The 14,712-nt window shown below is 58.9% G+C and carries 14 protein-coding genes and 1 pseudogene; 3 read left to right on the forward strand and 12 right to left on the reverse strand.

What is annotated here, in order from left to right; genetic code table 11:
- The first annotated feature begins 177 nt into the window (after nt 1–177).
- The 3 genes from nirB (at nt 178) to cysG (ending at nt 4,571) form a co-directional block, all read left to right on the forward strand.
- Nucleotides 178–2,721: a nitrite reductase large subunit NirB gene (nirB, locus tag HMPREF1024_RS12395; RefSeq protein WP_009308723.1), complete on the forward strand. Its 2,544-nt coding sequence runs from the start codon at nt 178–180 to the stop codon at nt 2,719–2,721.
- On the forward strand, nt 2,718–3,044 hold the full coding sequence (gene nirD, locus HMPREF1024_RS12390; protein WP_002920249.1) for a nitrite reductase small subunit NirD: 327 nt from the start codon (nt 2,718–2,720) through the stop codon (nt 3,042–3,044). Before nirB ends, nirD begins: the two co-directional genes overlap by 4 nt.
- A gap of 153 nt (nt 3,045–3,197) precedes the next feature.
- Nucleotides 3,198–4,571: a siroheme synthase CysG gene (cysG, locus tag HMPREF1024_RS12385; protein WP_002920252.1), complete on the forward strand. Its 1,374-nt coding sequence runs from the start codon at nt 3,198–3,200 to the stop codon at nt 4,569–4,571.
- A gap of 72 nt (nt 4,572–4,643) precedes the next feature.
- On the opposite strand, the gene trpS is transcribed toward cysG, so the two are convergent.
- The 12 genes and pseudogenes from trpS to HMPREF1024_RS0126590 all read right to left on the reverse strand — a co-directional run bounded on the left by trpS (nt 4,644) and on the right by HMPREF1024_RS0126590 (nt 14,595).
- The gene (gene trpS, locus HMPREF1024_RS12380) at nt 4,644–5,648 is read right to left on the reverse strand and encodes a tryptophan--tRNA ligase (protein ID WP_002920253.1); all 1,005 of its coding nucleotides are present in this window, start codon (nt 5,646–5,648) and stop codon (nt 4,644–4,646) included.
- Nucleotides 5,641–6,402 (reverse strand): phosphoglycolate phosphatase, encoded by a 762-nt coding sequence (gene gph / locus HMPREF1024_RS12375; RefSeq protein WP_004188345.1) that lies wholly within the window; start codon nt 6,400–6,402, stop codon nt 5,641–5,643. Before gph ends, trpS begins: the two co-directional genes overlap by 8 nt.
- The gene (gene rpe / locus HMPREF1024_RS12370; protein ID WP_002920259.1) at nt 6,395–7,072 is read right to left on the reverse strand and encodes a ribulose-phosphate 3-epimerase; all 678 of its coding nucleotides are present in this window, start codon (nt 7,070–7,072) and stop codon (nt 6,395–6,397) included. The genes gph and rpe overlap by 8 nt, the downstream gene beginning before the upstream one ends.
- A gap of 17 nt (nt 7,073–7,089) precedes the next feature.
- The gene (gene dam / locus HMPREF1024_RS12365) at nt 7,090–7,917 is read right to left on the reverse strand and encodes an adenine-specific DNA-methyltransferase (protein WP_002920260.1); all 828 of its coding nucleotides are present in this window, start codon (nt 7,915–7,917) and stop codon (nt 7,090–7,092) included.
- Between the two features lie 78 nt (nt 7,918–7,995).
- Nucleotides 7,996–9,282, reverse strand: a complete 1,287-nt coding sequence (damX, locus tag HMPREF1024_RS12360) for a cell division protein DamX (protein WP_009308724.1) — start codon at nt 9,280–9,282, stop codon at nt 7,996–7,998.
- Nucleotides 9,283–9,366: 84 nt separating this feature from the next.
- The gene (aroB, locus tag HMPREF1024_RS12355) at nt 9,367–10,461 is read right to left on the reverse strand and encodes a 3-dehydroquinate synthase (RefSeq protein ID WP_009308725.1); all 1,095 of its coding nucleotides are present in this window, start codon (nt 10,459–10,461) and stop codon (nt 9,367–9,369) included.
- Between the two features lie 55 nt (nt 10,462–10,516).
- Nucleotides 10,517–11,038, reverse strand: a complete 522-nt coding sequence (gene aroK, locus HMPREF1024_RS12350; RefSeq protein WP_002920267.1) for a shikimate kinase AroK — start codon at nt 11,036–11,038, stop codon at nt 10,517–10,519.
- A gap of 270 nt (nt 11,039–11,308) precedes the next feature.
- Complete coding sequence (hofQ, locus tag HMPREF1024_RS12345; protein ID WP_009308726.1) at nt 11,309–12,553, reverse strand: DNA uptake porin HofQ; 1,245 nt, start codon at nt 12,551–12,553, stop codon at nt 11,309–11,311.
- The gene (locus HMPREF1024_RS0126585) at nt 12,486–12,869 is read right to left on the reverse strand and encodes a HofP DNA utilization family protein (RefSeq protein WP_002920279.1); all 384 of its coding nucleotides are present in this window, start codon (nt 12,867–12,869) and stop codon (nt 12,486–12,488) included. Before HMPREF1024_RS0126585 ends, hofQ begins: the two co-directional genes overlap by 68 nt.
- Nucleotides 12,859–13,287, reverse strand: coding sequence for a hypothetical protein (locus HMPREF1024_RS12340; RefSeq protein ID WP_004151403.1), 429 nt, complete (start codon nt 13,285–13,287; stop codon nt 12,859–12,861). The genes HMPREF1024_RS0126585 and HMPREF1024_RS12340 overlap by 11 nt, the downstream gene beginning before the upstream one ends.
- Entirely contained in the window at nt 13,277–13,810 is a 534-nt protein-coding gene (locus HMPREF1024_RS12335; RefSeq protein WP_009308727.1) for a PilN domain-containing protein, read from the reverse strand. Before HMPREF1024_RS12335 ends, HMPREF1024_RS12340 begins: the two co-directional genes overlap by 11 nt.
- Nucleotides 13,794–14,595 (reverse strand): annotated as a pseudogene (locus HMPREF1024_RS0126590) (pilus assembly protein). The gene HMPREF1024_RS12335 and the pseudogene HMPREF1024_RS0126590 overlap by 17 nt, the downstream one beginning before the upstream one ends.
- Between the last annotated feature and the right edge of the window lie 117 nt (nt 14,596–14,712).

Here is a 14,712-nt window from a genome sequence, read left to right on the forward strand (position 1 = left end):
TCTTGTACACAAAATCAGCAAAAAGGAAAAGTCAGCGTTTTCCATGACTTATAAAAATACTGACAAATCAAACGCATACCCATTAAGTGGTAGGTGAAGTTGTCATTGATTTGCATCAATAAGCCTGATGGCTGAATCGTTAAGGTAGGCGGTAATAGAAAAGAAATCGAGGCAAAAATGAGCAAAGTCAGAATCGCTATTATCGGTAACGGCATGGTTGGCCATCGCTTTATCGAAGAGCTTCTCGATAAGGCGCCTGCCGGACAGTTCGACATTACCGTGTTCTGTGAAGAACCGCGTATCGCCTACGACCGCGTCCACCTGTCGTCTTATTTCTCCCATCACACTGCGGAAGAACTGTCGCTGGTACGCGAAGGTTTCTATGAGAAACACGGCGTCAAGGTGCTGGTCGGCGAACGGGCGATCACCATCAACCGCCAGGAGAAAGTGATCCACTCCAGCGCCGGGCGTACCGTGTTCTACGACAAGCTGATTATGGCGACCGGCTCATACCCGTGGATCCCGCCGATTAAAGGCGCGGAAACCCAGGATTGCTTCGTCTATCGCACTATTGAAGATCTTAACGCCATCGAATCCTGCGCTCGCCGCAGCAAACGCGGCGCGGTAGTCGGCGGCGGCCTGCTCGGACTGGAAGCGGCCGGCGCGTTGAAAAACCTCGGCGTGGAAACCCATGTTATCGAATTCGCGCCGATGCTGATGGCCGAACAGCTCGACCAGATGGGCGGCGAGCAGTTGCGGCGCAAAATCGAAAGCATGGGCGTGAAAGTTCACACCAGCAAAAACACCAAAGAGATTGTTCAGCAGGGCACCGAGGCGCGCAAAACCATGCACTTCGCCGACGGTAGCGAGCTGCAGGTCGATTTCATCGTCTTCTCAACCGGGATCCGCCCGCGCGATAAGCTGGCCACCCAGTGCGGGCTGGCGGTCGCCCAGCGCGGCGGCATCATGGTCAACGATAGCTGCCAGACCTCCGATCCGGATATCTATGCCATCGGGGAATGCGCCAGCTGGAACAACCGCGTCTACGGTCTGGTCGCCCCCGGCTATAAAATGGCCCAGGTGGCCGTCGACCATCTCCTCGGCAGTGAAAATAGCTTCACCGGCGCCGACCTCAGCGCCAAGCTGAAGCTGTTGGGTGTGGACGTGGGCGGGATCGGCGATGCCCACGGCCGCACGCCGGGCGCCCGTAGCTACGTCTATCTCGACGAACGCAAAGAAGTTTATAAGCGCCTGATCGTCAGCGCCGACAACAAAACGCTGCTCGGCGCGGTACTGGTCGGCGACACCAGCGACTACGGCAATCTGCTGCAGCTGGTGCTCAACGCCATCGAGCTGCCGGAAAACCCGGATTCGCTGATCCTCCCGGCCCACGCCGGCAGCGGCAAGCCGTCCATCGGCGTCGATAAACTGCCGGACAGCGCGCAGATCTGCTCCTGCTTTGACGTCAGCAAAGGCGACCTGATCGCCGCTATCAACAAAGGCTGCCACACCGTGGCGGCGCTGAAAGCGGAAACCAAAGCCGGGACCGGCTGCGGGGGCTGTATTCCGCTGGTCACTCAGGTGCTCAACGCCGAGCTGGCGAAACAGGGCATCGAGGTCAACAACAATCTGTGCGAACACTTCGCTTACTCCCGTCAGGAGCTGTTCCACCTGATCCGCGTGGAAGGCATTAAAACCTTCGACGAACTGCTGGAAAAACACGGTCAGGGCTACGGCTGTGAAGTCTGTAAGCCGACCGTCGGTTCCCTGCTGGCCTCCTGCTGGAATGAGTACATCCTCAAGCCGCAGCACACGCCGCTGCAGGACAGCAACGACAACTTCCTCGCCAACATTCAGAAAGATGGTACCTATTCGGTGATCCCGCGCTCAGCTGGCGGCGAAATCACGCCGGAAGGGCTGGTCGCCGTGGGCCGTATCGCGCGTGAATTCAATCTGTACACCAAAATCACCGGCTCTCAGCGCATCGGCCTGTTTGGCGCGCAGAAAGACGACCTGCCGGAGATCTGGCGGCAGCTGATTGAAGCGGGATTCGAAACCGGCCACGCCTACGCCAAAGCGTTACGTATGGCGAAAACCTGCGTCGGCAGCACCTGGTGCCGCTACGGCGTTGGCGACAGCGTCGGCTTCGGCGTGGAACTGGAAAACCGCTACAAAGGCATCCGCACCCCGCACAAAATGAAGTTCGGCGTCTCCGGCTGCACCCGCGAATGTGCCGAGGCTCAGGGCAAAGACGTCGGGATCATCGCCACCGAGAAAGGCTGGAACCTGTACGTGTGCGGCAATGGCGGGATGAAACCACGCCACGCCGATCTACTGGCCGCGGACCTCGATCGCGATACGCTCATCAAATATCTCGACCGCTTTATGATGTTCTACATCCGCACCGCCGATAAGCTGACCCGCACTGCCCCGTGGCTGGACAATATGGAAGGCGGTATCGACTATCTGCGCAGCGTCATCATCGATGACAAGCTCGGTCTGAACGACCATCTGGAAGAAGAGCTGGCTCGCCTGCGCGCCGCCTTCGCCTGCGAGTGGACCGAGACCGTCAACAACCCGGCGGCGCAGACCCGCTTCAAACACTTTATCAACAGCGACCAACGCGACCCGAACGTTCAGGTGGTGCCGGAACGTGACCAGCACCGCCCGGCCACGCCGTATGAGCGTATCCCGGTTACTCTGGTGGAGGAAAAAGCATGAGCCAGTGGGTAAATATTTGCAGCATCGACGACATCCTGCCGGCCACCGGCGTCTGCGCCCTGCTCGGTCAGCAGCAGGTGGCGATCTTCCGTCCCTACCATGACGACAGAGTATTCGCCATCAGCAACATTGATCCGTTCTTCAACGCCAGCGTGCTGTCTCGCGGGATTATCGCCGAGCATGACGGCGCGCTATGGGTCGCCAGCCCGCTGAAAAAACAGCGCTTCCGCCTGAGCGACGGCCTGTGCATGGAAGATGCCAGCCACTCTATCGCCCGCTTCGACGCCCGCGTGAAAGACGGACACGTTCAGCTTAAAGCGTAAGTCCTTCTCCCTCCCCCCGGCCACGGGGGGAGATATAAGTAACAGTTCTGACCGACAGCGCATGAGTGCGGGATATGTCGCATGTTTTGTATTACCTTTGCTGCTATTCTACGACCACTCGTTTTCTACCCCTTATTTTTATGAGGTTATTCTGTGGATCACTTACCCATATTCTGCCAGTTGCGCCAGCGCGATTGTTTACTGGTTGGCGGCGGGGATGTCGCCGAACGCAAAGCCCGTCTGCTGCTGGATGCTGGCGCTAACGTCACGGTCAATGCGCTCGACTTCACGCCCCAGTTTCAGGTGTGGGCTGATTCACAGATGCTAACTCTGGTGCAGGGGGAGTTTATCCCCTCGCTGCTGGATAACTGCTGGCTGGCCATCGCCGCTACTGATGATGAGACGGTCAACCAGCAGGTTAGCGAGGCGGCCGAAGCGCGGCGTATCTTCTGTAACGTGGTGGATGCCCCGCGCCAGGCCAGCTTTATCATGCCGTCGATAATCGATCGCTCGCCGCTGATGGTCGCCGTCTCCTCGGGCGGGACATCACCGGTTCTGGCGCGCCTGCTGCGCGAGAAACTGGAGTCAATTCTGCCCCTGCATCTCGGCCAGCTGGCCCGCTATGCCGGCCATCTGCGCGCGCGGGTTAAGCAGCAGTTTGCCACCGTAGGCGAGCGTCGCCGCTTCTGGGAGAAGCTGTTTGTTAACGACCGTCTGGCGCAGTCGCTGGCTAATGACGATCGGCAGGCAGTCGCGGATACCACTGAGCAGTTGCTGACGGAGCCGTTGGAGCATCGCGGCGAGGTGGTGCTGGTTGGCGCCGGCCCCGGTGACGCCGGGCTGCTCACGCTCAAAGGCCTGCAGCAGATCCAGCAGGCTGACGTGGTGGTCTATGATCGGCTGGTCTCCGATGACATCATGAATCTGGTGCGCCGCGATGCCGATCGGGTGTTCGTCGGCAAGCGCTCAGGCTACCACTGCGTCCCGCAGGAGGAGATCAACCAGATCCTGCTGCGCGAAGCGCAAAAAGGAAGACGCGTGGTCCGGCTGAAAGGCGGCGATCCCTTTATCTTTGGCCGCGGAGGGGAAGAGCTGGAGACGCTTTGCGAGGCGGGCATCCCCTTCTCCGTTGTGCCTGGCATTACCGCCGCCTCCGGCTGCTCCGCTTATTCGGGGATCCCTTTGACCCACCGCGATTTCGCCCAGGGCGTCCGCCTGGTCACTGGCCACCTGAAAACCGGCGGCGAGCTGGACTGGGCGAACCTGGCGGTGGAGAAGCAAACCCTGGTGTTCTACATGGGTCTGAACCAGGCGCCGGCGATCCGCGAGAAGCTTATCGCTCACGGCATGGCTGAAGATATGCCCGCCGCCATCGTCGAGAACGGCACCGCTGTGACGCAAAAAGTGGTCAGCGGCACCTTAGGACAACTGGATATTCTGGCGCAGCAGATGGCCAGCCCGGCGCTGATCATCGTCGGCCGCGTGGTCGGTCTGCGGGATAAACTGAACTGGTTTTCGAACCATTAACCTTGCCTCCCATAAAGTGACAGGCATAAAAAAGGGCGGGATAGCATCCCGCCCTTTTAGCTGTTGCGTCGCTTACGGCTTGGCGACAAAGCCAATCGCTTCGTATACCGCTTTCAGGGTTTGAGAAGCCCGCGCGCTGGCCTTTTCCGCACCGTCTTTCATCACCTGATTGAGAAACGCTTCGTCGTTACGGAAACGGTGATAGCGCTCCTGCAGGTCAATCAGCATGCCCGATACCGCTTCGGCGACTTCGCCTTTCAGGTGGCCATACATTTTGCCTTCAAAATGCTGTTCCAGCTCAGGAATAGTTTTCCCGGTAACCGCGGAGAGGATATCCAGCAGGTTGGAGACGCCCGCTTTCTCTTTCAGATCGTAACGCACTACCGGCGGCTCGTCGGAGTCGGTGACCGCACGTTTAATCTTCTTGACCACCGATTTCGGATCTTCCAGCAGGCCGATGACGTTGTTGCGGTTGTCGTCGGACTTGGACATCTTTTTCGTCGGCTCCAGCAGCGACATCACGCGCGCGCCGGATTTAGGGATAAACGGCTCAGGCACTTTAAAAATATCGCCGTAGATGGCGTTAAAACGCTGGGCGATATCGCGGCTTAGCTCAAGGTGCTGTTTCTGATCTTCGCCCACCGGAACCTGGTTGGTCTGGTACAGCAGAATGTCAGCGGCCATCAGTACCGGATAATCAAACAGACCGGCGTTGATGTTCTCCGCGTAGCGCGCTGACTTGTCTTTAAACTGAGTCATGCGGCTCAGTTCGCCGAAATAGGTGTAGCAGTTCAGCGCCCAGCCTAGCTGGGCATGTTCCGGCACGTGCGACTGCACGAAGATAGTGCTTTTCTGCGGGTCGATGCCGCAGGCCAGATACAGAGCCAGGGTGTCCAGCGTCGCCTTGCGCAGCTGCTGCGGATCCTGGCGCACGGTGATGGCGTGCTGGTCCACGATGCAATAGATGCAGTGGTAATCGTCCTGCATGTTTACCCACTGACGCAGCGCACCCATATAGTTGCCAATGGTCAGTTCACCTGAGGGCTGTGCGCCACTAAAAACGATGGGCTTAGTCATGTTTCAATTCCTGAGTTTCACTGTGCGGTAACCCGAGAGCGGGTAAGAGTTCGTTAAACTGGTCGAAGAGATAGTCCGGCTCGCTCAGCGCAAGCGGTTCACCATAGTTATAACCGTAGGTCAGACCAACAGAGCAGCAGCCTGCCGCTTTGGCCGCCTGAATATCATTGCGCGAATCGCCGACAAACAGCAGCTCGGCTGGAGCCAGAGAGAGCTTTTCCGCCACCAGCAGCAGCGGTTCCGGATGCGGCTTTTTATTCTGCACGTCATCGCCGCCAATCACCACGGTAAAATATTTCGCAATATCGAGCGCGTCCAACAGCGGGGCGACAAACGGCGTCGGCTTATTGGTAACCAGCGCCAGCGGCAGGCCTTTGGCATGCAGCGCGCCGAGCGTATCGGCCACCGCCGGGAACAGGAAACTGCCCTCTTCCGCCGCTTCGGCGTAATAGCGGTCAAACAGTTTACGCAAAATGCGCAGCTGCTCGTCTTGCGGAATATCATGATCGTCGACGGAAGGCTTACCCATCGCCGCACGTAACGTTGCTCGCTCCTGACGAGCCCAGGTCAGCGCCCGCTCCATCAGGACATCGGCGCCGTTGCCGATCCAGGTTATAACGCGTTCTTCTCCCGCCACCGGCAGCTCCAGGGCGTACAGGGCGTTATCAACCGCCGAGGTTAGACCCGGCGCGCTGTCCACCAGCGTGCCGTCGAGATCAAATGCGATGCCGCGGATCGCCTGTAATTTATCCATGACTCACCTTCGCTAATTCACTACGCATTTGATCAATGACTTGCTTGTAGTCCGGCTGACCGAAGATCGCCGAACCGGCAACAAACATATCCGCACCCGCCGCGGCGATTTCGCCGATATTGCTGGCTTTCACGCCGCCATCCACTTCGAGGCGGATGTCGTAGCCGGACGCATCGATGCGCTGGCGCACTTCACGCAGTTTATCCAGCGTCTGGGGAATAAAGGACTGGCCGCCAAAGCCCGGGTTAACCGACATCAGCAGGATCACGTCCAGCTTATCCATCACGTAATCGAGGTAGCTCAGCGGCGTCGCCGGGTTAAACACCAGGCCCGCTTTACAGCCGTGCTCTTTGATAAGCTGCAGGCTGCGATCGACGTGTTCGGAGGCTTCCGGATGGAAGGTGATAATGCTGGCGCCGGCTTCGGCAAAATCAGGAATGATGCGGTCGACCGGCTTCACCATCAGGTGAACGTCGATAGGCGCGGTAATACCGTAATTACGCAGTGACTTCAGCACCATCGGGCCAATCGTCAGGTTTGGCACGTAGTGGTTGTCCATAACGTCGAAGTGCACGACATCCGCACCCGCCGCCAGCGCCTTCGCGGTATCCTCACCCAGACGGGCAAAATCAGCCGACAGAATCGAAGGGGCAATCAAATACTGCTTCATCCGCATCTCCTTGAAATTTATTTGGTCTTAGGCGGACGGTAGAGCGCTAATAGCTCGTCCACCTTTTTACGCGTACCACCGTTGCTGCTGATGCTGCGCCGAACCTTCACAATATGCGTTTCTGCCGCGTTTTTATACCATTCCTGCGTCAGCGGCGTGCGGTGGTTGGAAATCAGCACCGGGATGCGCTTTTTCATCAGCGATTCCGCCTTTTGCGCCAGCAGTACCTGTTGTTCCAGGTTGAAACTGTTGGTGTGGTAGGCGGTAAAGTTCGCCGTCGCCGTTAGCGGCGCATAGGGCGGATCGCAATACACCACTGTGCGGCTATCCGCACGTTGCATGCACTCTTCGTAAGATTCGCAGTAAAACTCGGCGTTTTGCGCCTTCTCGGCGAAATGATAGAGCTCAGCTTCGGGGAAATAGGGCTTTTTATAACGGCCAAACGGCACATTGAACTCGCCGCGCAGATTGTAGCGGCACAGGCCATTGTAGCCGTGACGGTTCAAATACAGGAACAGCACCGCGCGACGCAGCGGATCCTGGCTTTGGTTAAATTCATCACGATACAGGTAGTAGCGCTCAGCGACGTTATTTTCCGGGGTAAACATCTCACGGGCGGCGGCGACGTATTCGTCGGTGCGCAGTTTGACGATGTTGTACAGGCCGATTAAGTCACTGTTGATATCCGCGAGGATATAACGAGAAAAGTCGGTATTAAGAAATACCGACCCGGCGCCCACAAAGGGCTCGATCAAGCACTCGCCTTCCGGCAAATGCTTTTTAATATCGTCAAGCAGGGGGAACTTTCCCCCTGCCCACTTCAGAAAAGCGCGATTCTTTTTCATGCTGCCTAACTAATTACACGTTCTCCGGCTGTGGAGAAAGCTCCGACAGCATCCTGCGCTTAAGACTACCCCACGGCATTATTTCAGGTCAGCCTGAACCTGATGCAGCGGTTTTGCCCATGGATTTTTCGCCTGCACGTCCGCCGGCAGCGAGGTGACAGCACGTTTCGCTTCATCTTTCGATGCATAGATACCGCTCACCAGCACGTACCATGGTTGGCCGTTACGCGACGTTTCATAGACAACATATTTATCCAGCTTCTCTTTCTTCGCCCAGTTGTTGAGGTTGTCGTAGTTAGAGGAGCTGCTGAGCTGCAGAGTATAGTGACCCGACGGCGCAGTTTTCATTGAGCTGACGTCACCTGCCGTCTTCCCGGTCTTCGCTGCCGGCGCTGCCGCAGCTGCCGTTGCCGCTGGCGCTGCGGTCGTCGTGGTCGGTTTGCTCTGAGCGGTGGCCACCGGTTTGCTTTCGCTGACGGACGTTTTCGCCGGAGCGGTGGTCGCCGTGCTTTCAACATGCTTCGGCTGGACCGGCTTCGATTCTACCGGCGTTTTCGCCACGACCTGTGGCTTCGACTGCGGCTTCGCTTCGATAACGGTATGCTTACGTTCAGCCGGACGCGGGGTCGCTGCTGTCTGACGCTCGGTCGCCTGGCGCGGCGCCGCGGTGCCATTGGCGCCATTCCGGATTGGCGCGACGGTAGCCGGTTCAGTCGGCAGCGTCGAGTTAGCCACGGCGCCGTCCAGTTGGCCCTGCTGCTGGGTCAACGCATTGTTCAGATCGCCCTGAACTTCGATACGCTGCTGGCCCTGCGGCGCAACCGCTGCCTGGCCCTGCGTCGGGTTCGCGGCAATAGGCGGTACCGTTACGTCCTGCTGTGAGGTGCTGTTAGCGGCGGCAGTCTGGTCCTGGCCGGCAGCAGGCATGCTGGCGGACTGGTCGTCAGACAGATTAATGCTCTTCTCGCCGGAAGCGGTCTGCTGGCTGGAAGATGATGGCGATTTCAGTGCGGAACCGATACCCACGATCAACAGCAGCAGCACCAGAATCCCCACACCCATCATGATGTACTGGCGGGAGGCCGGTTTGGCCGGCGCTTTTTTACGCTTGCGCGGACGACGCTCTACAGGCTGCTCTTCGAGCATCTCCTCGTCTTGCGCATCCAGTTCTTCTTCGAACTCTTCCTCTTCACGCTCGCGACGGGCCTTACCAGCGCGCGTCGGACGGCCTTCATCGGCATCAAGATCAACATCGTCAAAATTGATCTGCGGATCGGCATCACGCTCGGAAGACTGACGGGAACGACCAGCACGACGATCGTTGCGATCGGCTTTCATATCGTCTTCTGGTTTGAAATCATCCATTTAACACCCCACTAAAAGGCTTATGCTCACGATTATTGCACATCACCCGAAATGATAACGCCGCGCGAACGCGGCCAGACCTTCTTATTGTTGCGCCTGCTGAGTATCAGCAATCGCGCCAAGAACCACATCGTGCGGCACTCCGCCGCACAGCTCGCTGCTTCCTATTGCGAGCGGGAGCACCAGCCGCATTTCGCCAGCCAGTACCTTTTTATCGCGCATCATATGGGGCAAATACGCCTGCGCACTCATTTCCTGCGGGCCGCGTACCGGTAAGCCTGCACGCTTGAGCAGCTCGATAATGCGCTGAGTATCCTGCGCGCGGAACTGCCCCAGCCGTTCGGACGTGCGTGCCGCCATCACCATACCTGCCGCCACCGCTTCGCCATGCAGCCAGTTACCGTAGCCCATTTCCGCTTCGATAGCATGGCCGAAGGTATGTCCAAGATTGAGTAAAGCACGTAACCCGGTTTCACGCTCGTCGGCAGCCACAACCTCCGCTTTCAGTTCACAGCAGCGGCGAATGCAGTACGCCATGGCGGTATCGTCCAGCGCCAGCAGCGCATCAATGTTGTTTTCCAGCCAGCTGAAGAATTCACCATCCAGGATCACCCCGTACTTGATGACCTCAGCCAGTCCGGAAGCGAGCTCGCGCTTCGGCAGAGTTTTCAGACAGTTAAGATCAACTACCACGGAAACCGGCTGCCAGAAGGCGCCAATCATGTTTTTGCCGAGAGGGTGGTTCACTGCGGTTTTGCCGCCGACCGACGAGTCGACCTGCGACAACAGGGTGGTAGGGACCTGGATGAAACGCACGCCGCGCTGATAGCTTGCCGCGGCGAAACCGGTTAAATCACCGATCACCCCCCCGCCAAGCGCCACCAGAGTGGTGTCGCGGCCATGTGGTTTTTGCAACAGCGCAGTAAACACGGTATCCATCACCGCCAGGCTTTTGTATTGCTCGCCGTCTGGCAGAATGACGCTGTCAACGTTGACCCCTGACTGCTTCAGCGCAGAGCGGACGGTATCCAGATAAAGCGGCGCCAGCGTTTCGTTGGTGACCAGCATAGCCTGGTCGCCCGACTTGAGTGGCAGGAAGGAAGCTGGATCGTTAAACAAACCAGCCGCGATGGTAATCGGGTAACTACGTTCCCCGAGGGTAACAGTAAGCCTCTCCATAACGCGACATCCACCTCAATGACTATTACTCTGACGCACTTTTATTAAGCCAGAATCAGTTGCTTTCCAGCATATGAATAATCTGGTTCGCGACGACTTTCGCACTCTGATCGTCTGTGCGGATAGTCACATCGGCGATCTCTTCATACAGCGGGTTACGCTCGTCAGCCAGCGCTTCCAGCACTTCACGAGGCGGCGCATCGACTTGTAGCAAAGGACGCTTTTTATCGCGCTGCGTACGGGCCAACTGCTTCTCGATCGTAGTTTCCAGGTAGACCACCACGCCGCGGGCGGAGAGACGGTTACGCGTTTCACGGGATTTTACAGAGCCGCCGCCAGTCGCCAGCACAATCCCCTGTTTTTCCGTCAACTCATTGATAATTTTCTCTTCACGGTCACGGAAGCCTTCTTCGCCTTCAACATCGAAGACCCAGCCCACATCAGCGCCAGTGCGTTTCTCAATCTCTTGATCAGAATCGTAAAATTCCATGTTGAGCTGTTGGGCTAACTGGCGCCCAATAGTGCTTTTGCCGGCACCCATAGGCCCAACCAGAAAGATATTGCGTTTCTCTGCCATTTTTTCGGTACTACTAAGACTATTCGTTAATGATAAACCCGCTTCGCAGACACCCAGCGCCGCAGGGCATGAACTGAAACCTCATATGCAATAGAGCGAGAGTCAGACTAAAAATTATCTCAATACTCCGGCTGGTTTGGCAACTGAATAAAATCGCCGGACAATAAAGGGAGGATTGATGTCGTACCCGACTCTCAAATCGGTACCCCTTGTATGCTAAATCCGTCCTCACGTCAAACACCTGAAACGTGTTTAGCATGAAAAACCTGCTTAACGTACTGCCAGAATCCGTGGCGTAATAAAGACAACCAGTTCGCGACGTTCATTATCTTTCCCGTCACGACGAAACAGACGTCCCAGTACCGGGATATCGCCAAGCAGCGGGACGCTGTCGCGGGCGGTTTTGTTTTTCTGCGAAAAGATGCCGCCCAACGCTAAAGTCTCGCCGCTGCGAACTTCCACCAGGGTCTCTATCTCCTGCTTATCGATGGCCAGCGCTTCGCCGTTTTCCTGCTTCAGCACCTGGCCTGGCGTATTCTCGCTTATTCGCAGCTTAAGCCGCACTCTTCCCTGCTGCAGCACCGTCGGCGTGACCTCCATGCCCAGCACCGCCTCTTTGAACTCCACCGAAGTGGCGCCGCTTTCGCCACTGGAAACCTGATAGGGGATCTCGCTTCCCTGCTTGATGCTGGCAGGCTGCATGTGGGAGGCCAATAAACGCGGGCTGGCAATAATTTCGACCTGCTGCTTGCGCTCCAGCGCGGATAGCTCCAGCTCAAGCAAGCGACCGTTGATCTTGCCGATGTTAAACCCTGCGCGGGTGCTGGCATCGTTTACCGATACATCGCTGCTTAGGGTGGTGATTTGCCCGGAGCCTGGCGGGCTTCCGGCTTCCGCAAGCCGCCACTTCACCCCCAGCTCACGAAGGCTGGTTTCGCTCATCGACACGATATGGGCGGCCAGCTCCACCTGGCCGACCGGCAGATCCATCTCCTGCGCCCAGGCCTTCAACGCCGGCAGGTGCCGGGCATCATCGCGGATCAGCAGCCGATTAGTCCGCTTGTCCGCCATCAGGTGTCCCCTGGCGCTGAGCAGCTTTCCGCCGCTTTTAGCCAGCTCCTCAGCGTCGGCAAAGTGCAGGGTCACGCTCTCCGCCTGCAGGGGCAGGTTCTGCAGGCGTTTCTCCTGTTCGGCTTCACGCTGCGCCTGATTTGCCTTTTGCCAGGCCTGAGTGTGCGCGTAGATGACCGCCCCCTGCTGTTGCAAAGAGAGACCCGCGCTATCCGCTACCGCCCGCAGCGCCTGGCTCCAGGGAACCTTCTGCAGACGCAGGGAGAGCGTGCCGCTGACGTCCGGCGCGACGACGAGGTTTTTATGGTTCATTTCGGCCAGGGCTTGCAGCACCTGGGCCACTGGCGCATCGTCAATCACCAGCGAAACCGGTTTATCATTGCGGGCGGCGGGGGCCACCGCCAGCGGCAGCAGCAGAAGCAGCAGGCTTATCCATCGCATCATGTTGTTTCCCTTCACGTTGCCAGCGCCACGCTGGCGGTTCACATCCCGAAGACGTGACGATGTCCAGCTCACCGGCCGTCAGCCGGCTCACCCGCCAGCCCGTGGGCAATTGCTCATCCATGCGTACCCGTCGCCACTTTCCGTTCCCATCCTGCAGAAACCCCGTCCAGCCAGCCTCATCCCCAACCGCCCCGCCATAGCGCCATTGCGAAAGCTGCGCCGTGCGGCAGGGATCCTCAACCGGCTGGAAAGGGTCACGCTCGGCCGCCAGCAGCGACAGCGGTAGCCACAGGAAGATCCAGCGTTTACCGCTCATCTTCCGCCTCCAGCAGCAGTCGCAGGCGGAGCGTCTGCGCCTCACGGCCCAGCGAAAACGAACGCGGATTCATCCCGCAGCGCGCCAGCCAGGAAAAAAGCGCGGGTACCGTTGACCAGGACAGGGTCAGCTCCATCTCGCCGCCGCTTCCCTGCGGACGCCAGGCGATAAGCTTCGCTCCGGAGAGCGGAATGGCTATGGGCGAAAATGACTGCGTGTCGATGCGCGCCCCGGGATTTTCCTCGCCGGGGATGCGCAGCGCCATGATCCGCCGCCACTGCGTTTGCAACGCCGCATCACGGGTTACCGCCGCCTGCGGAGGGCGCAGATCGCGCCAGAGCGCCACGCCGCCTCCCGACAGCCCCATTGCGAGCAGGATCGGCAGCCCCGTCCAGGCGCCCCGAAGGTTAATCCGCATCAGCGCGCGCTCCCGTCAGGGTAAAACTGAACTGCCAACGCCCCTCGGCGTCGCGCTGGGTCCCGCCGGCTTTTGCCGGCGCGAATCCCGCGACGCGAGTCAGCGCAGCCTCCACGCTGGTTAACGCCTGCAGGTTAAGGGCCAGGCCGTCCAGCGTGAGGAGTACGCCGTGGTACTCCAGCCGCGTCAGCCACGCCTGCGCGGGCAGATCTGCCGCCAGCGCCTGCAGCCTGGGTTGCCAGGCGGCGATCGCCGATCTGCGCTGGTACTGCTGGCGCTGCCGTTGATGCTGCTGCCACGCCTCACGCATCGCCTGCTCGCGCTGCTTAAGCGAGGCGAGCAGCTGCGCGTCGGCCGTCGTGTGAAGCGTCGCCAGGAAGTCGCGCTGCAGACGCGCCGTTCGGCTCACCAGCAGGCCCATCCCGCCCAGCAGCACAATGCCGATGGTTAACAACAGGACGTAGCGCAGGCGCTGGCGGCGACGCAGGTCGCTCCAGGGAAGAAGATTAACGACATGCGTCATGCCGCCCGCCTCCCAGCGCCAGCCCAAGGGCAATGGCGTAACGATCGCCATCGGCTGGCAGCGGGGGCTGCCGACGGTGAATCACTTGCCAGACATCAAAGCGACTGGCCTCATCGCCCGCGTCAATACACAGGCGCAGCGGAACCTGAAGCTGCCCCGCCAGCTGGCTTAAGGACCCGACATCAGCGCAGGCGTCACTGCCCCAGGCCTCACGGGTCGCCCACAGCCAGCGCTTTTCATCCCGCCACGCCAGGCCCTGGTCTGCCGCAGTCATCCAGGGGAAAAAAGGCGCCGAGCGCACTGGCATCCGGTACGATGGCCGCCACCCGCAGCCGCAGCCGCCCTGCCAGCTCCCGCAGAACATTGATATCCAGCCGCTGCGCCGCCGTAACCTGCCAGCCGTCATCCCGCGAGGTGGGCGCATAATCAATACATAGCGCGGAGGCAGGCATTGCCAGCTGCTGGCTCATGGCGCTGGCTACCCACGTCGCCTGTTCCCGCTCCCGCAGGGCGAACTGGGGATACGGAAGACGCTTTTGCAGTGTGCGCACCGCGGGAAAGGCGATACTAACCTGATGCTGCGCCGGTAGCTCCCGCCGCCAGGCGGCCAGCCGCGAACCGAGTGCGCTGACGTCCGCCACCATTCCCTGACGTACCAGCCCCGGCGGCAATGGGATACGCCACCAGCGGCGCAGCGCCCAGTGTGAACGTTCATGCAATAGCGCGACAATGGCAATGCTATCCTGTTGGATATGCATTCCAAGCCGCCAGTTTCTGAAAGCCATGCTTACGATCTCCTTATCCGGCAAAACTGCCCGGCTATATCAATGCACCTGGCTTGCCTTTATACTACCGCGCGTTTGTTTATAAACTGCCCAAATAAAACTAAATGGGAAAACACC

It is taken from the genome of Klebsiella sp. 4_1_44FAA, assembly GCF_000238715.1.
Classification (GTDB): domain Bacteria; phylum Pseudomonadota; class Gammaproteobacteria; order Enterobacterales; family Enterobacteriaceae; genus Klebsiella; species Klebsiella pneumoniae.